General features: G+C 71.0%; 16 protein-coding genes. 4 read left to right on the top strand and 12 right to left on the bottom strand.

Annotation, left to right across the window (positions count from 1 at the left end):
* Positions 1 to 11 precede the first annotated feature (11 nt).
* The 8 genes from QU603_RS14720 to hemE form a co-directional block, all read right to left on the bottom strand.
* Positions 12 to 881: an SDR family oxidoreductase gene (locus tag QU603_RS14720; protein ID WP_308492123.1), complete on the bottom strand. Its 870-nt coding sequence runs from the start codon at positions 879 to 881 to the stop codon at positions 12 to 14.
* A 320-nt stretch (positions 882 to 1201) separates the two neighbouring features.
* Positions 1202 to 2590 (bottom strand): glutamate-1-semialdehyde 2,1-aminomutase, encoded by a 1389-nt coding sequence (gene hemL / locus QU603_RS14715; protein WP_308492122.1) that lies wholly within the window; start codon positions 2588 to 2590, stop codon positions 1202 to 1204.
* Complete coding sequence (gene hemB / locus QU603_RS14710; RefSeq protein WP_308492121.1) at positions 2587 to 3567, bottom strand: porphobilinogen synthase; 981 nt, start codon at positions 3565 to 3567, stop codon at positions 2587 to 2589. Before hemB ends, hemL begins: the two co-directional genes overlap by 4 nt.
* On the bottom strand, positions 3564 to 4565 hold the full coding sequence (gene hemC, locus QU603_RS14705) for a hydroxymethylbilane synthase (protein ID WP_308492120.1): 1002 nt from the start codon (positions 4563 to 4565) through the stop codon (positions 3564 to 3566). Before hemC ends, hemB begins: the two co-directional genes overlap by 4 nt.
* Entirely contained in the window at positions 4562 to 5632 is a 1071-nt protein-coding gene (locus tag QU603_RS14700; protein ID WP_308492119.1) for a ferrochelatase, read from the bottom strand. Before QU603_RS14700 ends, hemC begins: the two co-directional genes overlap by 4 nt.
* Positions 5629 to 6363, bottom strand: a complete 735-nt coding sequence (gene hemQ / locus QU603_RS14695) for a hydrogen peroxide-dependent heme synthase (RefSeq protein ID WP_370655314.1) — start codon at positions 6361 to 6363, stop codon at positions 5629 to 5631. Before hemQ ends, QU603_RS14700 begins: the two co-directional genes overlap by 4 nt.
* 81 nt (positions 6364 to 6444) lie before the next feature.
* Positions 6445 to 8124, bottom strand: coding sequence for a protoporphyrinogen/coproporphyrinogen oxidase (locus QU603_RS14690; protein WP_308492117.1), 1680 nt, complete (start codon positions 8122 to 8124; stop codon positions 6445 to 6447).
* Between the two features lie 54 nt (positions 8125 to 8178).
* Entirely contained in the window at positions 8179 to 9300 is a 1122-nt protein-coding gene (gene hemE / locus QU603_RS14685; protein ID WP_308494042.1) for a uroporphyrinogen decarboxylase, read from the bottom strand.
* A 90-nt stretch (positions 9301 to 9390) separates the two neighbouring features.
* Between hemE and QU603_RS14680 the strand changes: the two genes are divergently transcribed.
* On the top strand, positions 9391 to 10710 hold the full coding sequence (locus QU603_RS14680; RefSeq protein WP_308492116.1) for a glutamyl-tRNA reductase: 1320 nt from the start codon (positions 9391 to 9393) through the stop codon (positions 10708 to 10710).
* Positions 10711 to 10732: 22 nt separating this feature from the next.
* Here the strand turns inward: QU603_RS14680 and QU603_RS14675 are convergent, their stop codons facing one another.
* A complete protein-coding gene (locus QU603_RS14675) occupies positions 10733 to 12115 on the bottom strand; it encodes a DUF2252 domain-containing protein (protein WP_308492115.1) in 1383 nt (460 codons plus the stop codon).
* A gap of 63 nt (positions 12116 to 12178) precedes the next feature.
* Positions 12179 to 13072: a formylglycine-generating enzyme family protein gene (locus QU603_RS14670; RefSeq protein WP_308494041.1), complete on the bottom strand. Its 894-nt coding sequence runs from the start codon at positions 13070 to 13072 to the stop codon at positions 12179 to 12181.
* Positions 13073 to 13125: 53 nt separating this feature from the next.
* Here QU603_RS14670 and QU603_RS14665 point away from each other — a divergent pair, with 53 nt between their 5' ends.
* A complete protein-coding gene (locus QU603_RS14665; RefSeq protein WP_308492114.1) occupies positions 13126 to 14193 on the top strand; it encodes an AI-2E family transporter in 1068 nt (355 codons plus the stop codon).
* Here QU603_RS14665 and QU603_RS14660 read toward each other — a convergent pair whose 3' ends face one another.
* Positions 14194 to 14784: a hypothetical protein gene (locus tag QU603_RS14660; protein WP_308492113.1), complete on the bottom strand. Its 591-nt coding sequence runs from the start codon at positions 14782 to 14784 to the stop codon at positions 14194 to 14196. It lies immediately after the preceding gene.
* 123 nt (positions 14785 to 14907) lie between these two features.
* On the opposite strand from QU603_RS14660, the gene QU603_RS14655 reads away from it, so the two are divergent.
* Both QU603_RS14655 and QU603_RS14650 read left to right on the top strand, forming a co-directional pair.
* Positions 14908 to 16128 (top strand): glycosyltransferase, encoded by a 1221-nt coding sequence (locus tag QU603_RS14655; protein ID WP_308492112.1) that lies wholly within the window; start codon positions 14908 to 14910, stop codon positions 16126 to 16128.
* Between the two features lies 1 nt (position 16129).
* Complete coding sequence (locus QU603_RS14650; protein WP_308492111.1) at positions 16130 to 17230, top strand: glycosyltransferase; 1101 nt, start codon at positions 16130 to 16132, stop codon at positions 17228 to 17230.
* A gap of 24 nt (positions 17231 to 17254) precedes the next feature.
* Here the strand turns inward: QU603_RS14650 and QU603_RS14645 are convergent, their stop codons facing one another.
* Positions 17255 to 17629, bottom strand: a complete 375-nt coding sequence (locus tag QU603_RS14645; RefSeq protein WP_308492110.1) for an SHOCT domain-containing protein — start codon at positions 17627 to 17629, stop codon at positions 17255 to 17257.
* Between the last annotated feature and the right edge of the window lie 142 nt (positions 17630 to 17771).

Below are 17771 nucleotides of genomic sequence, written 5' to 3'. Positions count from 1 at the left end.
CGTGCGGATGGTCAGCGCAGGCTGAGGCCGCCGTCGCTGGTGAGCACCTGGCCGACGATCCAGGTGCCGCCGGTGGCGAGCCAGCCGATCAGTGCGGCGGGATCGTCGGGCCGCCCGTAGCGCCCGAACGGCGTTTCGGCGCGCAGCTGGGCGAGCTCTTCGAGGGAGCGATCGGTGGTCTCAGGGTCGAGATAGCCGGTGTTGACCGGGCCGGGGTTGATCGTGTTCAGCACGATCCCGAGTTCGAGCAGCTCGGCGGCCACGGTCGTGGTGACGCCGGCGAGGGCCGCTTTGCTCGTCGCGTAGGCGACCTCGCCGCGCATCGGACCCTGCAGCTGCCCTGACGTCATCCAGAACACGTGGCCGGTCGGGCCCGGGAAGGGGCGTCCGCCGCCGATGCGCTCACCCGGGCGGGCAGCGGCCCCCACCTGCGGTGCGCGCGCACGCGCGAACAGCGACGTGAGCATGAGCGTCGAACGGGTGTCGGTCTGCCAGAACGCGTCGAGCATCTCAGGCGTCAGGTCGAGGATGCTGCCGTCGCCTCCGCTGCGTGCGTGATTGCAGACGAGGATGTCGACCTGGCCGGTCAGAGCCTGTGCCGTCTGCCACGTGCGGTCGACCCCCTCGCCTGTGGTCAGGTCGGCGCTCACATCGGCGAACCGTGCTCCGGCGGTCACGGCATCGCGAACGCCGGAACGCACCTCGTCGAGGTCGTCGCCGCCCCACGGGACGGTGAGGTCATGCGGGCGGAAGTGGTGGATGACGATGCTTGCGCCGAGTCCGGCGAGGGTGCGCGCCACGGCGTAGCCGATGCCGCGGCGACGGGAGACGCCGGTGACCAGCGCGGTCTTGCCGGCAAGGGGAAGGGATGCAGAAGACATGGTGAACCTCTCTCTAGGGTGCGGGGGGAGAAGGTCACCGGCATTGCATGGCTTCAGCCTAGCGGGGCGGGATGCCCGCCGCACGGCCGGGGGTCTCGGGCTGTGGGGCAGTAGACCGTCTGCGGTGGGCACGCCGTCGCGTGCGGTTCGCAGCAGAGGTATACCGCGCTTTTCGGCATTGAACTTCTCGTTCACACAGGTCCCCAGGGCTGTGTGAACGAGAGATTCAATGCGTGTGTGAGGCATATGAATGTTTCGCCAGGCCGGGCCCCCGCCGGCGGGCCGTGGGCGGCGCTCCGGCGGGCCGTGGGCGCAGTGCGTCAGGGGCGCGCGGCGGCGGCCGCCCGTGCCGCGGCCGGCAGCGCGTCCAGCACGCGCGACACGGCGGCGTCGTCGTGCGCAGCGCTGACGAACCACGCTTCGTACGCGCTCGGCGGCAGCGAGACTCCCGCGTCGAGCATCGCGTGGAAGAACGGGCCGTAGCGGAACGCCTCCTGGCGCTGCACGCCGGCGTAGTCACGGGCGAGCGCGGGCCGGAACTGGATGCTGAAGAGGTTTCCCGCGCGCGAGACGACGTGTTCGACCCCGGCGGCCGACAGCGCATCGTCGACGGCGGTCGAGATGGTCGCGGCCACCGCGTCCACGCGCGCATAGACCGCGGCATCCGCCGCCTGCAGCGTCGCAAGGCCCGCCGCGACCGCGACCGGGTTGCCCGACAGCGTGCCGGCCTGATAGACCGGCCCCAACGGTGCCAGGTGCTCCATGATCTCGCGCCGTGCGCCCAGAGCCGCCAGCGGCATCCCTCCGCCGATGACCTTGCCGAAGGTGACGATGTCGGCCGCAACCGGCTCGAGTCCCAACCACCCGGCGGGCGACACGCGGAATCCGGTGAGCACCTCGTCGACGATCAGCAGAGCGCCGTGCGCGTGCGTCGTCTGCGCGAGGAACGCATTGAAGCCCGGCTGCGGTGCCACCACTCCCATGTTCGCCGACGCGGCCTCGACGATGATCGCCGCGATCCGCGGGCCGAACTCGGCGAACGCCGCCTCCACGGCGGCACGGTCGTTGTAGGGCAGCACGAGAGTCTGCGCCGCGATCTCGGCGGGCACCCCCGCCGAAGAGGGCAGAGCCAGGGTGGCCAATCCGCTGCCGGCGTCGGCGAGCAGGCCGTCGGAGTGCCCGTGGTAATGACCGGCGAACTTGATGACCAGCGACCGGCCGGTCACCCCGCGCGCCAGTCGGATCGCCGTCATCGTCGCCTCGGTGCCGGTGGAGACCAAGCGCACCTGCTCGACGACGGCGGCATCCCGAGATGCTCGCTCAGGGGCCTGGGGGGCGGCCCCTGAGCGAGGGTCAGTGGAACGGGGCTGTGAAGAGGAACGGTCGGGCACCTCGATCCGCGCGAGGCGCGCGATCACGGCCTCGGCGAGTTCGGTCTCCGCCGGCGTCGACGCGCCGAACGAGAGGCCGCGCGAGACCGCCTGGTGCACGGCATCCAGCACCTGCGGGTGGGCGTGCCCGAGCAGCAGCGGTCCCCACGAGCACACCAGATCGACGTACTCGCGGCCCTCGACGTCGACGACGTACGAACCGTGCCCCGACACGAGGAAACGCGGCGCACCGCCTACCGAACGGAACGCGCGCACCGGCGAGTTGACCCCACCCGGGATGACGGTGGATGCCTCGTCGAAAGCCGTCTGGTTGCTCATGCGTTCTTCTCCCAGGCCGACAGCTCCAGCGCCCAATACGTCAGCACGGCACCGGCTCCGGCACGCAGGGTGCCGGTCACGCTCTCGCGGATCGCCCGTTCGCGGTCGATCCACCCGTTCGCGGCGGCAGCCTCGATCATCGCGTACTCCCCCGACACCTGGTACGCCCACACCGGAACCTGCGCGGTGGCGGCGACATCGGACAGCACGTCCAGATAGCTCATCGCGGGCTTGACCATCAGCACATCGGCGCCCTCGGCCTCGTCCAGTGCGGCTTCGCGGCCGCCCTCGATGCGGTTGGCGGGGTCCTGCTGGTAGGTGCGCCGGTCGCCCCGCAGCTGCGAATCGACGGCCTCGCGGAAGGGACCGTAGAAGGCTGAGGAGTACTTCGCCGCATAGGCGAGGATCGCGGTGTCGATGAGCCCGTGGCCGTCGAGGGCCTCGCGCACGGCGGCGACCTGGCCGTCCATCATCCCCGACAGGCCCAGCAGCTGCGACCCGGCGTCGGCCTGGGCCAGGGCCATGTCACGGTAGCGGAGCAGCGTGGCGTCGTTGTCGACGCGGCCGCGCGCGTCCAGCACACCGCAGTGGCCGTGGTCGGTGAACTCGTCCAGGCACAGGTCGGTCTGCACCACCAGCGCGTCGCCGGCCTCGGCAGCAGCGACCCGTGTCGCACGGTTCAGGATGCCGTCGGCATCGGTCGCGCCCGATCCGATCGCGTCGCGGGTGGCCGGGATGCCGAACAGCATGACACCGCCGATGCCGGAGGCTGCGGCATCCTGCACCGCGCCCTTCAGCGAATCGAGGGTGTGCTGCACCACTCCGGGCATGGCGCCGATCGGCGCCGGCTCGGAGATGTCTTCGCGCACGAACAGCGGCAGGATCAGCTGCGCTGGGTGGATGCGGGTCTCGGCGACCAGCCGCCGCATCGCGGGGGACGTGCGCAGGCGGCGGGGGCGGATGACGGGGGTGCTCATGCGGTGCCTTCCGGCGTTGATGCCGCCGTGCCGGGAACGAGCTCGGCCGCGCCGTCTGCGAGCATGCGCGTGACGACCTCGTGGGCGGCCGATGCGGCGGCGGCTGCGGCGGCGCTCGGGTCCGCCGCCGCAGCGTCGATGGTGACGGATGCCGCAACCCGGCGCGTTCCGTCAAGACTGTAGGCGGCGGCTGCCAGCGTGAGAGTGCCGTCGCCGTCGAAACCGGCGGTGGCTCCCAGCGGTGCGGAGCAGCCGGCCTCGAGCCCGGCCAGCACTCCGCGTTCGGCGGCGGCTGCGGCTGCGGTGGCGGGGTCGTTCACATGCGCCAGCGCTGCGGCCAGCGCGGTGCCGGCGGCATCCTCCTCGCGCACCTCGATCGCCAGGGCGCCCTGCGCGGGCGCCGACGGCCACGCCGTCAGCGGCATCGGCTGTGCAGCCACGTCGGCGCGGCCGAGCCGGGCAAGTCCTGCGGCGGCCAGCACGAGCGCGTCGAGGCGGTCGGCTCCCTCTGCCGTCAGGCGGGCAAGGCGCGAGTCGACGTTGCCGCGGATGTCGACGACCTCGAGGTCGGGGCGCAGTGCGTGCACCTGTGCGATGCGCCGCGGCGATCCGGTGCCGACGCGCGAGCCGGCCGGCAGGTCTTCGAGCCGGGTGCCGTCGTGGGTGACGACCATGTCGCGTGCGTCTTCACGGACGGGCACCGCGCCGATGACCAGCCCCGGCGAGGGGGCGGTGGGAAGGTCCTTGAACGAGTGCACGATGACGTCGCACTCGCCCGCGCGCAGCGCATCGCGCAGGGCCGTTGCGAACACACCCGTGCCGCCCAGGCTCGACAGCGAGGCGCGCGACGTGTCGCCGTGGGTGGTCACCCGCACGATCTCGATCTCGACGTCGTCGCCGGCGCCGGCCAGCGCATCGCGCAGTGCGTGCGCGACCTGGGTCGTCTGGGCGACGGCAAGCGCGCTGCCGCGGGTGCCGACCCGCAGGGTGACGCTCATCGGGTGGAAGCCATCACGGTCGCGCCGACCGTGGCATGGTCGGGCCACGGCCCGAGCGCGGTCAGGTGCGCGCGCTTGTCGGCGGGGGCGGCATCCACCCGCTCCTGGATCAGGTCGACGAGGCCCGCCACGAACGCGGGGTGGATGCCGGGGGTCGCGACCCGGGCGAAGTCCACGCCGACCTCGGCCGCGGTCTGAGCGGCTTCGGTGTCGAGGTCCCAGAGAACCTCCATGTGGTCGCTGACGAACCCGATCGGCACGACGATCACGCGCTGCACACCGACAGCGGCAAGCCTGCGGATCTCATCGTTCACGTCGGGCTCGAGCCAGGGGGTGCGCGGGTCGCCGCTGCGGGACTGATAGCACAGCGAATACGGCACGCCGGGCGCCGCCTGCGCGGCGATGACGTCGGCGATCGCGCAGTGCTGCGCGACATATGCGCCGCCGGGCCCGTACTGCGGGCCGGAGGCGGCGGCTGCGGCATCCGGAATCGAATGCGTCGTGAACAGCACGTGGGTGTTGGCGGTACCTGCGCCCACGGCCGCGCGCAGTCCCTCGATGAAGGGCGTGACGAACCCGGGGTGGTCGAAGAACTCCCGCAGCCGGTCGATCGTGACGGTGCCGTTCGAGCCCGTGCCGTCCGAGCCCGTGCCGTCCAGGCCCGTGTCGGCCAGCGCCTTCTCGAAGTTCTCGCGATACTGTCCCACGCCGGAGTACGACGTGTAGGCGCTGGTGACCACGGCCAGCAGCCGGTCGTGTCCCTGAGCGTGGGCGTCGCGCACGGCGTCGGCGAAGAACGGGGCCCAATTGCGGTTGCCCCAGTGCACGGGCAGGTCGATGCCGCGAGCGGCGAGCTCTGTCTCCAGCGCTGCCTTCAGCGCGCGATTCTGAGCGTTGATCGGGCTCACGCCGCCGAAGTGGCGGTAGTGGACGGCGACCTCTTCGAGCCGTTCGTCCGGGATGCCGCGCCCCCGCGTCACGTTGCGCAGGAACGGGATGACGTCATCCTGCCCCTCGGGGCCGCCGAAGCTCGCCAGCAGCACCGCGTCGAAGGCGCCCGCACTCACGCAAGCACCTCGCCGACCTCGGCGGTCTCGATGCGGCGGCCGGTGAAGAACGGGGTCTCCTCGATCACGTGGCGGCGGGCGTCCACGTAGCGCAGCGCCCGCATCATGTCGACCAGCTCACCCAGATCGTCGCTCTCGACGGGGACGACCCACTCGTAGTCGCCCAGGGCGAACGCGGCGACCGTGTTGGTCAGCACGCCCGAGTAGTCGTGACCGGCACGGCCGTGCTCGGCCAGCATCCGGCTGCGCTCGCCGTCGCGCATCAGGTACCAGTCCTTGCTGCGCACGAACGGGTAGACCGCGAGCCAGCCTTTGGCGTCGACGCCGCGCACGAACGCGGGGACGTGCGAGCGGTTGAACTCGGCTTCGCGGTGCGTGCCGAACAGGTTCGTATGCGGGACAAGCGCGGCGATCGCCGGGATGCGGCGCAGGGTGCGCAGGGCCGCCTGCAGCACCTCGGGGCTGTCGCCGTGCAGCCAGAACAGCAGGTCGGTGTCGGCCTTGAAGCCCGACACGTCGTAGATGCCGCGGGTGTGCACGCCGGACTGTGCGATCTCGGCGAGGGCCCGGTCCAAGTCCGCCGCGACGGTCGCGGTCAGATCGGCGGAGACGCCGGCGGCGGGGCGGGTGAACACCGCCCACAGGGTGAAGACGGGTGCCGGAGGCTGCTCGTTCGATTGGGGGGAGGGGGAGACGGCAGGGGTCGCAACGGTTTCTGGCACGATTGCCATCTTCGACCCGCTTTGTGTGAGTTCCCAGTAAACCTTCAGTTTGCCTGACTGAAGGCGGCGGCGGGTCGCGGCTCGGACGGGTCAGCGCAGTGCGCGGGTCGCGGCATCCTGCGCATCGGGGATCACCGACGCAAGACCCGTGCCGGCCACCCACGCGCCGGTGACCTCCAGGCCCGGCGTGGCGGTGACGGCCTGCCGCACGGCGCGCACGCGCGCGGCCTGGCCGGCGGCAGCGAGCGAACGCGGGTACAGCCAGGTGCGCCGCGCGAATCCCGCCACCTGGTCGGCGCTCAGGGGGACTCCCAGCAGCGCCGATGCGTCGCGCAGTGCCCGTTCGCGAAGCTGCGCGTCGTCGAGGGCGGCTGCCGGGTTCGGCGCACCCGGACGTCCGTACGACAGCCGCACGACGTGCCGACCGTCGCCGGCGGTCTCGGCAAGCCACGACCATTTCGCGGTGCTGTGCGTGAGTGCCTTGGCCGCAACGGCGTCGTCGGCGCTGTCGGCGTCGTCGGCGACCAGCAGGCCGGTGCCGCGCGGAGCCGCGTCGAGGGCGGAGGCGTCGAGCACCAGAGTCGCCAAGTCGACGCGCACGGGTTCGGGCCATGCGATGCCCCGCAGCACGGCGAGGGATGCCGCATCCCCGCCGCTCGCGAGCAGGCGCATCGCCGTCGGCCCATCCGTGGCGACGATGACGGCATCGGCGCGCAGTGTGCCTTCCCGGGCATCGGATCGCTGAGACAGGGGATTCTCGGTGAGACCGGTGGTGTCGTCCTGGGTTTCGCCGAGAATCCCCTGTCTGGGTGCGGGGCGGGCGGCGACGGCGACGTCCCATGAGCCGTCCGCACGTACGGTGAGCGCTGTGGCGGCGGTGGATGCCTCGAGGAGCACGCCGCGTGCTCGCAGGTCTGCGAGCAGAGCGTCGACGAGGGTCCACATGCCGCCGCGCAGGCCGCCCGCGGCCGACCCCGGCCTGACAGCGGCGGCAGCGGGCACCGATGCGCGGTCGGTCGTCGCGGTCTTGGGGGTGGGGGAGCCCGGACCGCCCGACTGTCGCAACCGCCGCACGGCGCGGGCGAGCGACCCGGTGCCGGCGAAGGCCTCGCGCAGGCCCGGCGCTATCGCGTCGAGGTCGAGCTCGTCGGGATCGGTCGCGTAGATGCCCGTGACCACCGGGGCGACCAGTCGGTCGAGCACGGCATCGCCCATCCGCTCGCGCACCAGCGCGCCGAGTGTTCGCGAATCATCGACGGTCACGCCGACGGCCGGTTCGTCGAGGTCGCGCTGCGCGCGCCGGGCCGCATCGGGCCCGATGGCGGCGACGACGTCGTCGGCGAGCGGATCGATCGGGATCCCGAGCAGTCCGCCCTTCGGCATCGGAACGGTCCGGTCGGCCAGGCGCAGCCAGGCACCGGCGGCGTTCGGCCATTCGATCCGCGACGTCAGGTCGAGCTCCGCGAGCAGCCGCTCAACCGTGCCGCCGCGCGTCGCGAAGCTCTCGGCGGCCGCGTCGAGCGCGAGTCCCGCCACGTCGGCGCGGGCCACCGAGCCGCCGCAGTCGCTTCCGGACTCGAGGATGACGACGTCGGCGCCGCCGATCGCGCACGCACGTGCCGCGACGAGCCCCGCCACCCCGCCGCCGATGACGATCACGCGCATCGGCTCATCCGATCGCATCGGCAGGTCCAGTCGCACGCTGGTCGTGGCATCCCTCGCCCCGCGGGCGGAGGACGATCCGCCCAGACGAGTATCGATCGCGGCCACAAGCCCTCCTGTCGGCGGGAAGCCCTCGCGCCGCCACGCGCCGAGCCGTGGAGCTCACTCCGCACCGGCTTCGTGCACGAGCGCGACCAGGCGCGTGAGCACGTCGGGGTCGGTGTCGGGCGGCACGCCGTGCCCGAGGTTCACGACGTGGGCCGGAGCCGAGCGTCCGCGGCGCAGCACGTCGCGGGTATGCGCCTCGAGCACGGGCCAGGGGGCGGCCAGCAGTGCGGGGTCGATGTTGCCCTGCAACGGGACGGTGCCACCCAGAATCCGGGATGCCTCGTCCAGCGGCAACCGGTAGTCCACGCCGATGACGTCGGCTGCGGCATCCTTCATCGCGTCCAGGAACGAGGCCGTGCCCAGCCCGAAGTGCACCAGCGGGACGGTGGTGCCGTCGCCGGCGGCCAGCCCCCGCGCCCACGACAGCGCCCGCGCCGAGGCCGGCGCCACGTGCTGCACATAGTCGGCGCGTGAGAGCGATCCCGCCCACGAGTCGAACAGCTGTCCGGCGCTGGCCCCGGCCAGCAGCTGCGCGCGCAGGAAAGCCCCCGTCACGTCGGCGCACCACGCCATCAGCCGCGCCCACGCGTCGGGGTCGGTGTGCATGAGACGCCGAGCGGCGAGGTGGTCGCGCGAAGGGCGTCCCTCCACGAGGTAGGCGGCCAGCGTGAACGGCGCGCCCGCGAAGCCGATGAGCGGCGTCGCGCCGAGCTGGGCGACGGTGCGGCGCACGGCTTCTCGCACCGGCTCGAGCGCGTCGTCGTCGTCCCGCAGCGAGCCGCCGCCCACCAGCGCGTCCACGTCGGCCGCCGTGCGCACGGCGCGGTCGAACACCGGACCGGTGCCGGCCGCGATCTCGACGTCCACGCCGGCCAACCGCAGCGGGATCACGATGTCGCTGAAGAAGATTCCCGCGTCCACGCTGTGCCGGCGCACGGGCTGCAGGGTGATCTCGCTGGCAAGGGCGGGGTCCAGGCACGTGTCGAGCATGCTCTTGTGGTCGGCGCGCAGGGCGCGGTACTCGGGCAGCGAACGACCGGCCTGCCGCATGAACCACACCGGCGTCGTCGCGGATCGTACGCCTCGGTATGCCTGCACGAGCGACGAGGATGCCGTTGCGCCCGTGGTCAGCGGATGCTCGGCGGGCAGGGGGCGGGGGTGGGAGGGCTCAGCGATCACGCGGAGATTCTCGCAGACCCAGGTGGGAGCGCCGTTCGCGTCGACTCTGGGCCGAGCACCGATCTGGGCGGCGTATCCTCAGTGATCGTGCTGTTCTGCTTCACCTCGAGTCACCGGACCGCGGCCTTCGACACGCTCGGTCGTTTCGAGCGCGGTGTCGACCGGGTGATCGAGCGGTTGGCCGCCGGCGACACGCTCGCCGGGCACGTCGTGCTCTCGACCTGCAACCGCTTCGAAGCCTATGTCGACGTGCCCGTCGATGAATATTCCGCAGATGGAATGGATGCCGCAGCCCGCACGCCTGACGTCGTCGTCGAGGCGATCGCGCAGGCCGCCGACATGACCGCCGACGAGGTGCGCACGGCCGGCGACATCCTGCGCGGCGAAGCCGTCGCCGCCCACGCGTTCGCGGTGGCCAGTGGTCTGGAATCGGTCGTCGTCGGTGAGGGCGAGATCGCCGGCCAGGTGCGCCGCGCGCTGGAATCGGCGCGTGCCCGCGGCACCGCGACCCGCGATCTCGAGCGCGTCTTCCAACTCGCCGCGCGCACCTCGCGCGGGGTGAAGAACCGCACGGCGCTCTCGCGTGCCGGCCGCTCGGTCGTGCGCCTGGCGCTCGACATGGCCGAGTCCCGCATCACCGATTGGGCACAGACGCATGTGCTGCTGGTGGGCACGGGCAGATACGCCGGCGCGAGTCTTGCCGCTCTGCGCGAACGCGGAGTGCGCGACGTGCAGGTGTATTCGCGCAGCGGCCGCGCCGCCGGGTTCGCGGCGAGCCACGGCATCGTCGCCGCAGACGATCTTGTCTCAGCCCTCGCCGAAAGCGACCTGGTCGTCGCCTGCAGCACCGTGCAGTCAGTGCTTGTCGAGGCATCCACCGTCACCGCCGCCCGAGCGCTTCACGGAGCCCTCGCCCGGCGCCTGGTGGTCGACCTCGGCCTGCCCCGCAACGTCGACCCCGACGTGGCGGCAGTTCCCGAGACCGAGCTGATCGACCTCGAACTGCTGCGCACTCATGCGCCGCTGCCCGAGTTCCAGGCGGCCGCCGATGCGCGGGCGCTCGTCGACGAGGCGCTGGCCGACTACCGTCGGGCCGCGGCGGAGGATGCCGTCACCCCGGCGCTGGTCGCGCTGCGCTCGCACGTGTTCGAGGTGCTCGACGCCGAGATCGCCCGGGCGCGTCCCCGAGACGCGTCGGGTCAGACCGAGGCCGCTCTGCGGCACCTGGCGGGCGTCCTGCTGCACATGCCGTCCGTGCGTGCGCGGGAACTGGCCGCCGACGGCCGCGCCGACGAGTTCACCGCCGCAGTGGAGGCCATGTTCGGTGTGGACGCGGCACGGCCATGCCCGGCGGTGGGTCTCTCATCGGACGACGCCGACGAGCCACGCGAAGACACGGCATCCTGACCCGGCCCGCGCCGCCGCGCGCTCACTCTGTCGCTCGCCCCGCGTGCGCGTCGACGAACGCCTGATGGTCGGCTCGCGACACGTCGGCATAGGCATATGCCCATTCGAGCATGGGCTCGACCGCGGCGCGGCCGTTCCCCAGATAGCCCGACACGATCGCCGTCGCCGGCGACTGCGAATGCGCGCGGGCCAGCACGATCGCGCACGCTTGCGCGTACCGCTGGAACGGCACGTCCTCGAGCGTCTCGATGTCGATGCCGCCCTTCATGTCGTGGAACTGACGCACGTAGAGGTCGACGCCGCCGCCGAGCGAGTCGGCAGACGATCGAAGATGGCCGAGAAAGGGGTCGGATGCGCCCTGCAGGATTCTCTGCATGGCCACGACACGGCCCCCCTCTCCGTGCTGCGCGGTGTGCTCGGCGACCTCATCGGGCTGGTCGACACCGCCGTGTTCGACAAGCACGCTGCGCCCGGCCTCCTTGGCCTGCAGCAGCAGCGTCCTGCCGTCGCCGTCTGCCAGCAGCACCAAGAAGCATCGGGTGCCGACGCTGCCCACGCCGACGACGCGTCGCGCGACGTCGCTGACCGTGTAACTGCGCAGCAGCACGCGGATGTCGACGTTGGCCGACTGCGCGTACTGCTCGACGAGCGAGTGGACGCCGTCCACCAGCGCCGGTTCGACGTGGGTCATCGTCGGCGGGTTCTCGACGAACGTGTGCCGTCCCTGTGCGTCGGCTTCGGTCGCGCGGCGAGCCGCGCGCTCTCCGGTGCGCTTGCGCGCGTCGCGAATGGCCGAGCGCAGCGCCCTGCGCGACACCGTGTCGAGCCCTGCGGCTGCGGCGTCGGCGGCGAAGTGCGTGAAGTATCGCTGAGCGGGTGACAGCTGCAGCCCGGCCCGCAGCGCACGAGCGTACCGGCGGACGGCCTGCCGCGCGGCCCGCTGCACCACCGCATCGTCGCGGGACGTGGCCTGCCCGGCGATCACGACGCTGGTGACCAGACGCTTCAGGTCCCATTCCCACGGGGCCCACGCCGCCTCGTCGAAGTCGTTGAGGTCGAACACGAGCTCGCGCGCCGGCGACGCGTAGAAGCCGAAATTGGCCACATGCGCGTCACCGCATGAGGCGACTCGGATGCCGCTGGACGGGCCCCGGGCCAGGTCCGCGGCCATGAGCGCGGCGGTACCGCGATAGAACGTGAACGCGCTCGAACTCATCCGCTCGGTGCGCACCGGCACGAGATCGGCGACGCGCGTCTGGTTCTGCCGGGCGATGATGCCGATCGGGTCGCGCGGACCGTCACCCAGCCGCGCCAGCTCGCGACGGCGCATCTGCGCGCGTCGGGCTCGTCCGGCGGCGATGCCCTCTGCCGTGGACGGCGCCCGGGGCACGTCGATGTGCGTCATGGGCTCATCATCGCACCGCGCCGGCCGCGGGACGCGCGGTTCACCGCGAACCCGTCAAGCGCCTCACGCGTCGCGCGCGCAGCGGAATCCGATGTGCGACATCCCGGTGTCCTCCGCCTGCGGCGAGCGGGCGGCGGGGCGGAACCGCAGGCAGTAGTCCGGCGAGCACAGGTGCGACCCGCCCTTGAGAACGCGCCGGGGAATGTCCGGAAAAGCCTCCTGCGCGCTGGCCCGCGCAAGCAGATTGGTGCGCTTTCCGGCGTCGACGGGCTTCTCGGTCAGTCGCACGTGACGCGGTGTGTAGAAGTCGGTGGTCCACTCCCAGACGTTGCCGATCATGTCGTACAGGCCGTAGCCGTTGGGCGGGTATGCGCCGACGGGAGCCGTGCCGCCCACACCCTGGTTGTCGTAGGGGAATCGCCCCAGCCATGAGTTGGCCAGCGCGACGCCGTCGGGGTAGGTCTCATCGCCCCAGGCGAACCGCGCCCCGACCAGTCCGCCGCGTGCCGCGTACTCGTGCTCGGCCTCGGTCGGCAGCCGGAGGCCCGCCCACGTCGCGTACGCGGTGGCGTCCTCGTAGGCGATGTGGACGACGGGATGCCGCATCCTGTCGTCGATGCCCGAGTCGGGACCGAACGGACAGCGCCAGCATGCCCCGGGCTGCCAGCGCCACCAATTGCGCCAGTCGCTCAGATCAGTGGGCCCGCTCGTCGGCGTGAAGACCATGGAGCCGGGCACCAGGTCGGCCTGGTCGGCGCCGGGGAACGTCGCAGGATCGAGTTCACGCTCTGCGACCGTGACGTAAGCGGTCTCGTCGACGAACGCCGCGTAGTCCTCGTTGGTGACCTCGAACCGATCGATCCAGAACCCGGCGACCTCACGATCGTGGACCGGTCGCTCGTCGGGATAGAACTCGTCGGAGCCCATGCGGAACTCGCCGCCCGGCAGCTGGACCATGTCGCGTTCGCTCACACAGCCACCGTAACCACTACCGCCGATACGCTGGCCGGGTGACACCACGCGACCAGCCTGCAGTGCCCTCCCCGCCTGCGCTCGGTCCGGCCTTGCGGGTCCTTCTCATTCTTGCGACAGCCGTCATCGCGCTCGCCGGTCTGTGGTTCGCACGCGACATCGTCGGGCCGGTCGCGCTCGGTGCGGTCATCGTCATCATCTGCCACCCGTTGCGCCATCCGCTCGAGCGCGCCGGATGGCCGCGGTGGCTGGCCACGACGGCTGTGATCGCCGTGGCATACATCGTGCTCATCTTCCTCGTGCTCCTCCTCGTGTTCGCCGGCATCCAGTTCGCACGACTGGTCTCCGACTACGCGCACGACCTCGCCACGACTGCGGAGAACCTCGTCGCGTGGCTCAGCTCTCTGGGACTGGACACGCAGGTGTCGAATGCCACGGCGACCTTCCTCGACGCGTCGACGATCCTCTCCTCCGTGACCTCACTGGGCGGCACGGTGATCGGGGTGATCACGGCGCTGTTCTTCGTGCTCGCCTACGTGATCTTCATGGCTGTCGACGGAGCACGGTACGCGCGCGCCGAGCAGGAGTTCGGCCGCGGCATCCACTCCACCGTCCAGCGCTTCCAGCGCTTCAACACCGGAGTGCGCCGGTATTACATCGTCAACGCGAGCTTCGGGGCGGTGGTGGCGATCCTGGACGGACTCGCCCTGTGGTGGCTGGGCATTCCCGCACCGGTCGTCTGGGCGATCCTCGCGTTCGTGACGAACTTCATCCCGAACATCGGCTTCGTGATCGGTCTGATCCCACCGGCGCTGTTGGCGCTGGTGGTGGGAGGCTGGCCGATGCTGCTCGCGGTGATCGCGATCTACTGCGTCGTCAACGTCGTCCTGCAGGTGCTCGTGCAGCCGAAGTTCGTTGCGGATGCCGTGAACCTGAGCCTCACGCTGAGCTTCTTCTCCGTCATCTTCTGGGCGTTCATCATCGGCCCGCTGGGTGCGATCCTGTCGATCCCGCTGACGCTGCTGGTGCGCGCGCTCGTGCTCGAGGGCGACCCCGGAGCGCGGTGGCTGCGCTGGCTGTCGGGTGACGCGTCCATCGACGACTGATCAGCTGGGGTCCAAGCGCAGCACGTTGGATTCGCCGACGCTGAAGTCATCGACCACCCGCAGGGTGCGGGCCAGGTCATCGACCGCCCCGGTGATCGTGCCGAACCTGGTGCGATCAGGGCACACGGCCGTGAGTGAGACGAAGTGCGTGCCGGTGTCCCACGTGTAGGTGGCGAACGGGGGTGTGGCCGGGTTCTCGGGCAGCGGCATGAGCAGGCGCTCGCCGACGCCCAGGTGCGGGTTGCGGAACTGCTCGGTGTCGTCGTACTCCATCGGCATCATCGCCCGTGCGGTGCGCAGTTGGGGCGTCGCCTCCTGCAGCTGCGCCATCGCCACCAGCAGCTGCGGATCGTCTTTCCACACCCAGATCAGTATCCGCCCGTCGGCCTTCCGCATCAGAAAAGGAGCGGCTTGGCTCAGCATCCATGCGATCGCGCCGCCGCCCGAACGCTGCTGTGCACCCAGCGTGCCGCCTGCCTGGGTCAACAGCATCCGGATCGCCGCCTTGCGATGGCGTCGGCCTCTGAACCCGAGCGAGCCGGTCACCGGTACCCAGCGATCGACGGGGGCGTCGGCCTGCAGTCGCGACATGGCTCCAGGCTAGGGGCGGCTCCTGAAAACAACCCCCGGTTCTTCCCAGCCCCGACAGGGGCCTCAGGTACAGTGGATGCCGCGCCGCCCCGGCGCCGCACCACAGAGAGGCTCTCGCCGACAGTGACTCCCGCCCCCGCGGACCCGCAGCATCCCGCCGCCTCGGACGCCGCGCCGGACTCGCAACCGCTGACAGTGCTGCTCGGCTGCGACACGTTCGCACCACACGTGAACGGAGCCGCACGCTTCGCCGAGCGGCTGGCTGCCGGCCTGGTCGCCCGCGGGCACACCGTGCACGTCTCGGCGCCCAGTGTCGGGCACCGCAATCACGGCACGTTCGTCGAAGACGTCGAGGGACAGCAGGTCACGGTGCACCGCCTCGCGTCATGGCGATGGACCCCGCACGACTGGCTGACCTTCGTGCTGCCGTGGATGAGCAAGCACTACGCGCGCAAGGTGCTCGACCAGGTCAAGCCCGACGTCGTGCACATCCAGTCGCACATCGTGATCGGCCGCGGGCTGGCGCGCGAGGCGCGCAAGCGCGGCATCCCCATCGTGGCGACCAACCACGTCATGGCCGAGAACATCATCGACTTCACGACCCTGCCGCCGGTGCTGGACCGGGTGCTCGTCAAGCTCGCATGGGGCGACGCCGCGCGCACCCTCAAGATGGCGCGCGCGGTGACCACGCCCACGCGCAAGGCCGCAGACTTCCTCGAGTCGACGATCGACATCCACGGAGTCGTGCCGATCAGCTGCGGCATCGACAAGGCGAACTACACGCCGGATCTCACGCCGCGACCGCACCGGCGGGTGCTGTTCGTCGGGCGGCTGACCACCGAGAAGCATGTGGATGTCACGCTGCAGGCGATCGCGAAGCTCGTTCCCGAGATCGACATCGCGTTCGAGGTCGTCGGCGGCGGCGACCAGCGCAAGAACCTCGAGCAGCTGGCCGACCGGCTCGGCATCGCGGATCGGGTCACCTTCCGCGGGCGCGTCCCCGAGAACGAGCTGCGCGCCGCCTACACGCAGGCCGACGTCTTCGTCATCTCCTCGATCGCCGAGCTGCAGTCCATCGCGACGATGGAGGCCATGGCATCGGGTCTGCCGGTGATCGGGGCGGATGCCGTGGCCCTGCCGCATCTGATCCACGACGGCGAGAACGGGTACCTGTTCCCCCCGGGTGATGTCGACGCACTCGCCGATCGGCTGCGCCGGGTGCTCACCGCCGACGACGCCGAATACCTGCGGATGCAGACGGCGTCGCTGGACGGCGTGGAGATCCACGACATCCAGAAGACGCTGGACACGTTCGAGAAGCTGTACCGAGGCGAGCCGACCTGAGATGCGCCTCTTCTTCGACGCACGCTACATCCGCACCGACTTCCATGACGGCATCAGCCGCTATTCGGCGGACCTGGCGGCGGCGCTGCTGCCGCTGGCGGCACAGCGGGGCGTCGATGTGGTGTTCCTGATCTGGGCGGATGCGCAGCGGGCGCTGCTGCCGGCCGGTGCGCGTGTGCTGAAGATCCATGCCCCGACCTCGGTGCGTGAACCGTTCACCGCGCTGCGGCTGAACCGGTACCGGCCCGATGTCGTCTTCTCGCCGATGCAGACGATCGGGACGATCGGCCGCCGCTTCACGCTCATCCTCACCCTGCACGACATGATCTACTACCGGCATCGGCGGCCGCCGCGCGATCTGCCCTGGCCGGTGCGGATCGGCTGGCGCATCTTCCACCTGTCGTACATCCCGCAGAGGATGGTGCTCGACGGTGCCGACGTGGTGGCCACCGTCAGCCGCACGAGCAAGATCCAGTTCGCGCAGGTGCGCCTGACCCGCCGCCCGGTCGTGGTGGTCCCCGACGCGCCGCAGAACCTGCGTGCGCTGCTGCCGGCCGGCTCCCCCGTCGTGGGGGGAGCGACCAACCTCGTCTACATGGGCTCGTTCATGCCCTACAAGAACGTCGAGGCCCTGGTGCGTGCGATGGGGCGTCTGCCCGGTCGCACGCTGCATCTGCTCAGCCGCATCTCGCCGCGGCGCCGGGCCGACCTCGAAGCGCTGATCCCCGACGGCGCCGACGTCGTCTTCCACGACGGGGTCACCGACGCAGAGTATGCACAGCTGCTGGCCGACCGGGCGGTGCTGGTGACCACGAGCTACGACGAGGGCTACGGACTGCCGATCGCCGAGGCGCTGGCCCTCGGCGTGCCCGCCGTGGTCAGCGACCTCGAGATCTTCCACGAGGTCGCCGGCCCCGGCGCCCGCTATATCGACCCCGACGATCCGGATGACTTCGCCGATGCGGTCGCAGCGCTCGATGACGACGCCGTGCGCGAGGCCATGGTCGAGGCCGGCGGCGAGCACATCGCCCGGTTCACGTGGCCGCGGTCGGCGGCGGTGCTGCTGGAGGTCGTCGAGAAGCTCGGGCGTTCGGGTCGCTGACGCGACCCGAACGCCCGCAGACGATCAGCTCAGGGCCTTGGCCTTCAGCATCTCGTACTCTTCGGTCGTGATGGTGCCCGCCTCGAGCAGCTTCGCGGCATCCGCGATCTCATCCGAGGGGCTCTTGCCGGCGACGTCGCGGATGTACGAGTCGGTCGCCTGCTTGGCCGCATGCGCCTGTGTCGCGCTGCGCTCGGCCATGCCCCTGCCGCGCGCGATCAGGTAGACCAGCGAGGTCAGGAACGGCACGAAGATCAAGAAGATGATCCACAGAGCCTTCCACCAGCCGTTCAGCTCGCGGTCGCGGAACAGGTCCCCGATGATCGAGAACAGCACCATCAGGTAGGCGACGAAGAAGAACGACCAGATGATGAACCAGAAGATGTCCCAGAATCCCATGTGACTCTCTTTCCTGTGATGGTGTTCAGCTGAACGTACTGCCTGGACGGCACGCGTGTCGCCCGGTGATGCAGATCCATCCGAGCGGGATGACGGCTGGCGTGCGTGATCTCCGGGCGGAGGTAGTCTGGTCCGTTAGACA

Origin of the sequence: Microbacterium terrisoli (genome assembly GCF_030866805.1) — a bacterium.
In the GTDB taxonomy this organism is placed as follows: Bacteria; Actinomycetota; Actinomycetes; order Actinomycetales; family Microbacteriaceae; genus Microbacterium; species Microbacterium terrisoli.
This window is presented reverse-complemented; position numbering and strand designations above follow the sequence as displayed.

Excerpts from the sequence above, each read along its gene's own strand:
- QU603_RS14660 (WP_308492113.1), bottom strand. The coding sequence starts at position 14,784 with ATGTCGCGACTGCAGGCCGACGCCCCCGTCGATCGCTGGGTACCGGTG.
- hemL (WP_308492122.1), bottom strand. The coding sequence starts at position 2,590 with ATGAGCAACCAGACGGCTTTCGACGAGGCATCCACCGTCATCCCGGGT.
- QU603_RS14645 (WP_308492110.1), bottom strand. The coding sequence starts at position 17,629 with ATGGGATTCTGGGACATCTTCTGGTTCATCATCTGGTCGTTCTTCTTC.
- hemB (WP_308492121.1), bottom strand. The coding sequence starts at position 3,567 with ATGAGCACCCCCGTCATCCGCCCCCGCCGCCTGCGCACGTCCCCCGCG.
- QU603_RS14670 (WP_308494041.1), bottom strand. The coding sequence starts at position 13,072 with ATGGTCCAGCTGCCGGGCGGCGAGTTCCGCATGGGCTCCGACGAGTTC.
- QU603_RS14650 (WP_308492111.1), top strand. The coding sequence starts at position 16,130 with ATGCGCCTCTTCTTCGACGCACGCTACATCCGCACCGACTTCCATGAC.
- QU603_RS14720 (WP_308492123.1), bottom strand. The coding sequence starts at position 881 with ATGTCTTCTGCATCCCTTCCCCTTGCCGGCAAGACCGCGCTGGTCACC.
- QU603_RS14675 (WP_308492115.1), bottom strand. The coding sequence starts at position 12,115 with ATGACGCACATCGACGTGCCCCGGGCGCCGTCCACGGCAGAGGGCATC.
- hemQ (WP_370655314.1), bottom strand. The coding sequence starts at position 6,363 with ATGGCAATCGTGCCAGAAACCGTTGCGACCCCTGCCGTCTCCCCCTCC.
- hemC (WP_308492120.1), bottom strand. The coding sequence starts at position 4,565 with ATGAGCGTCACCCTGCGGGTCGGCACCCGCGGCAGCGCGCTTGCCGTC.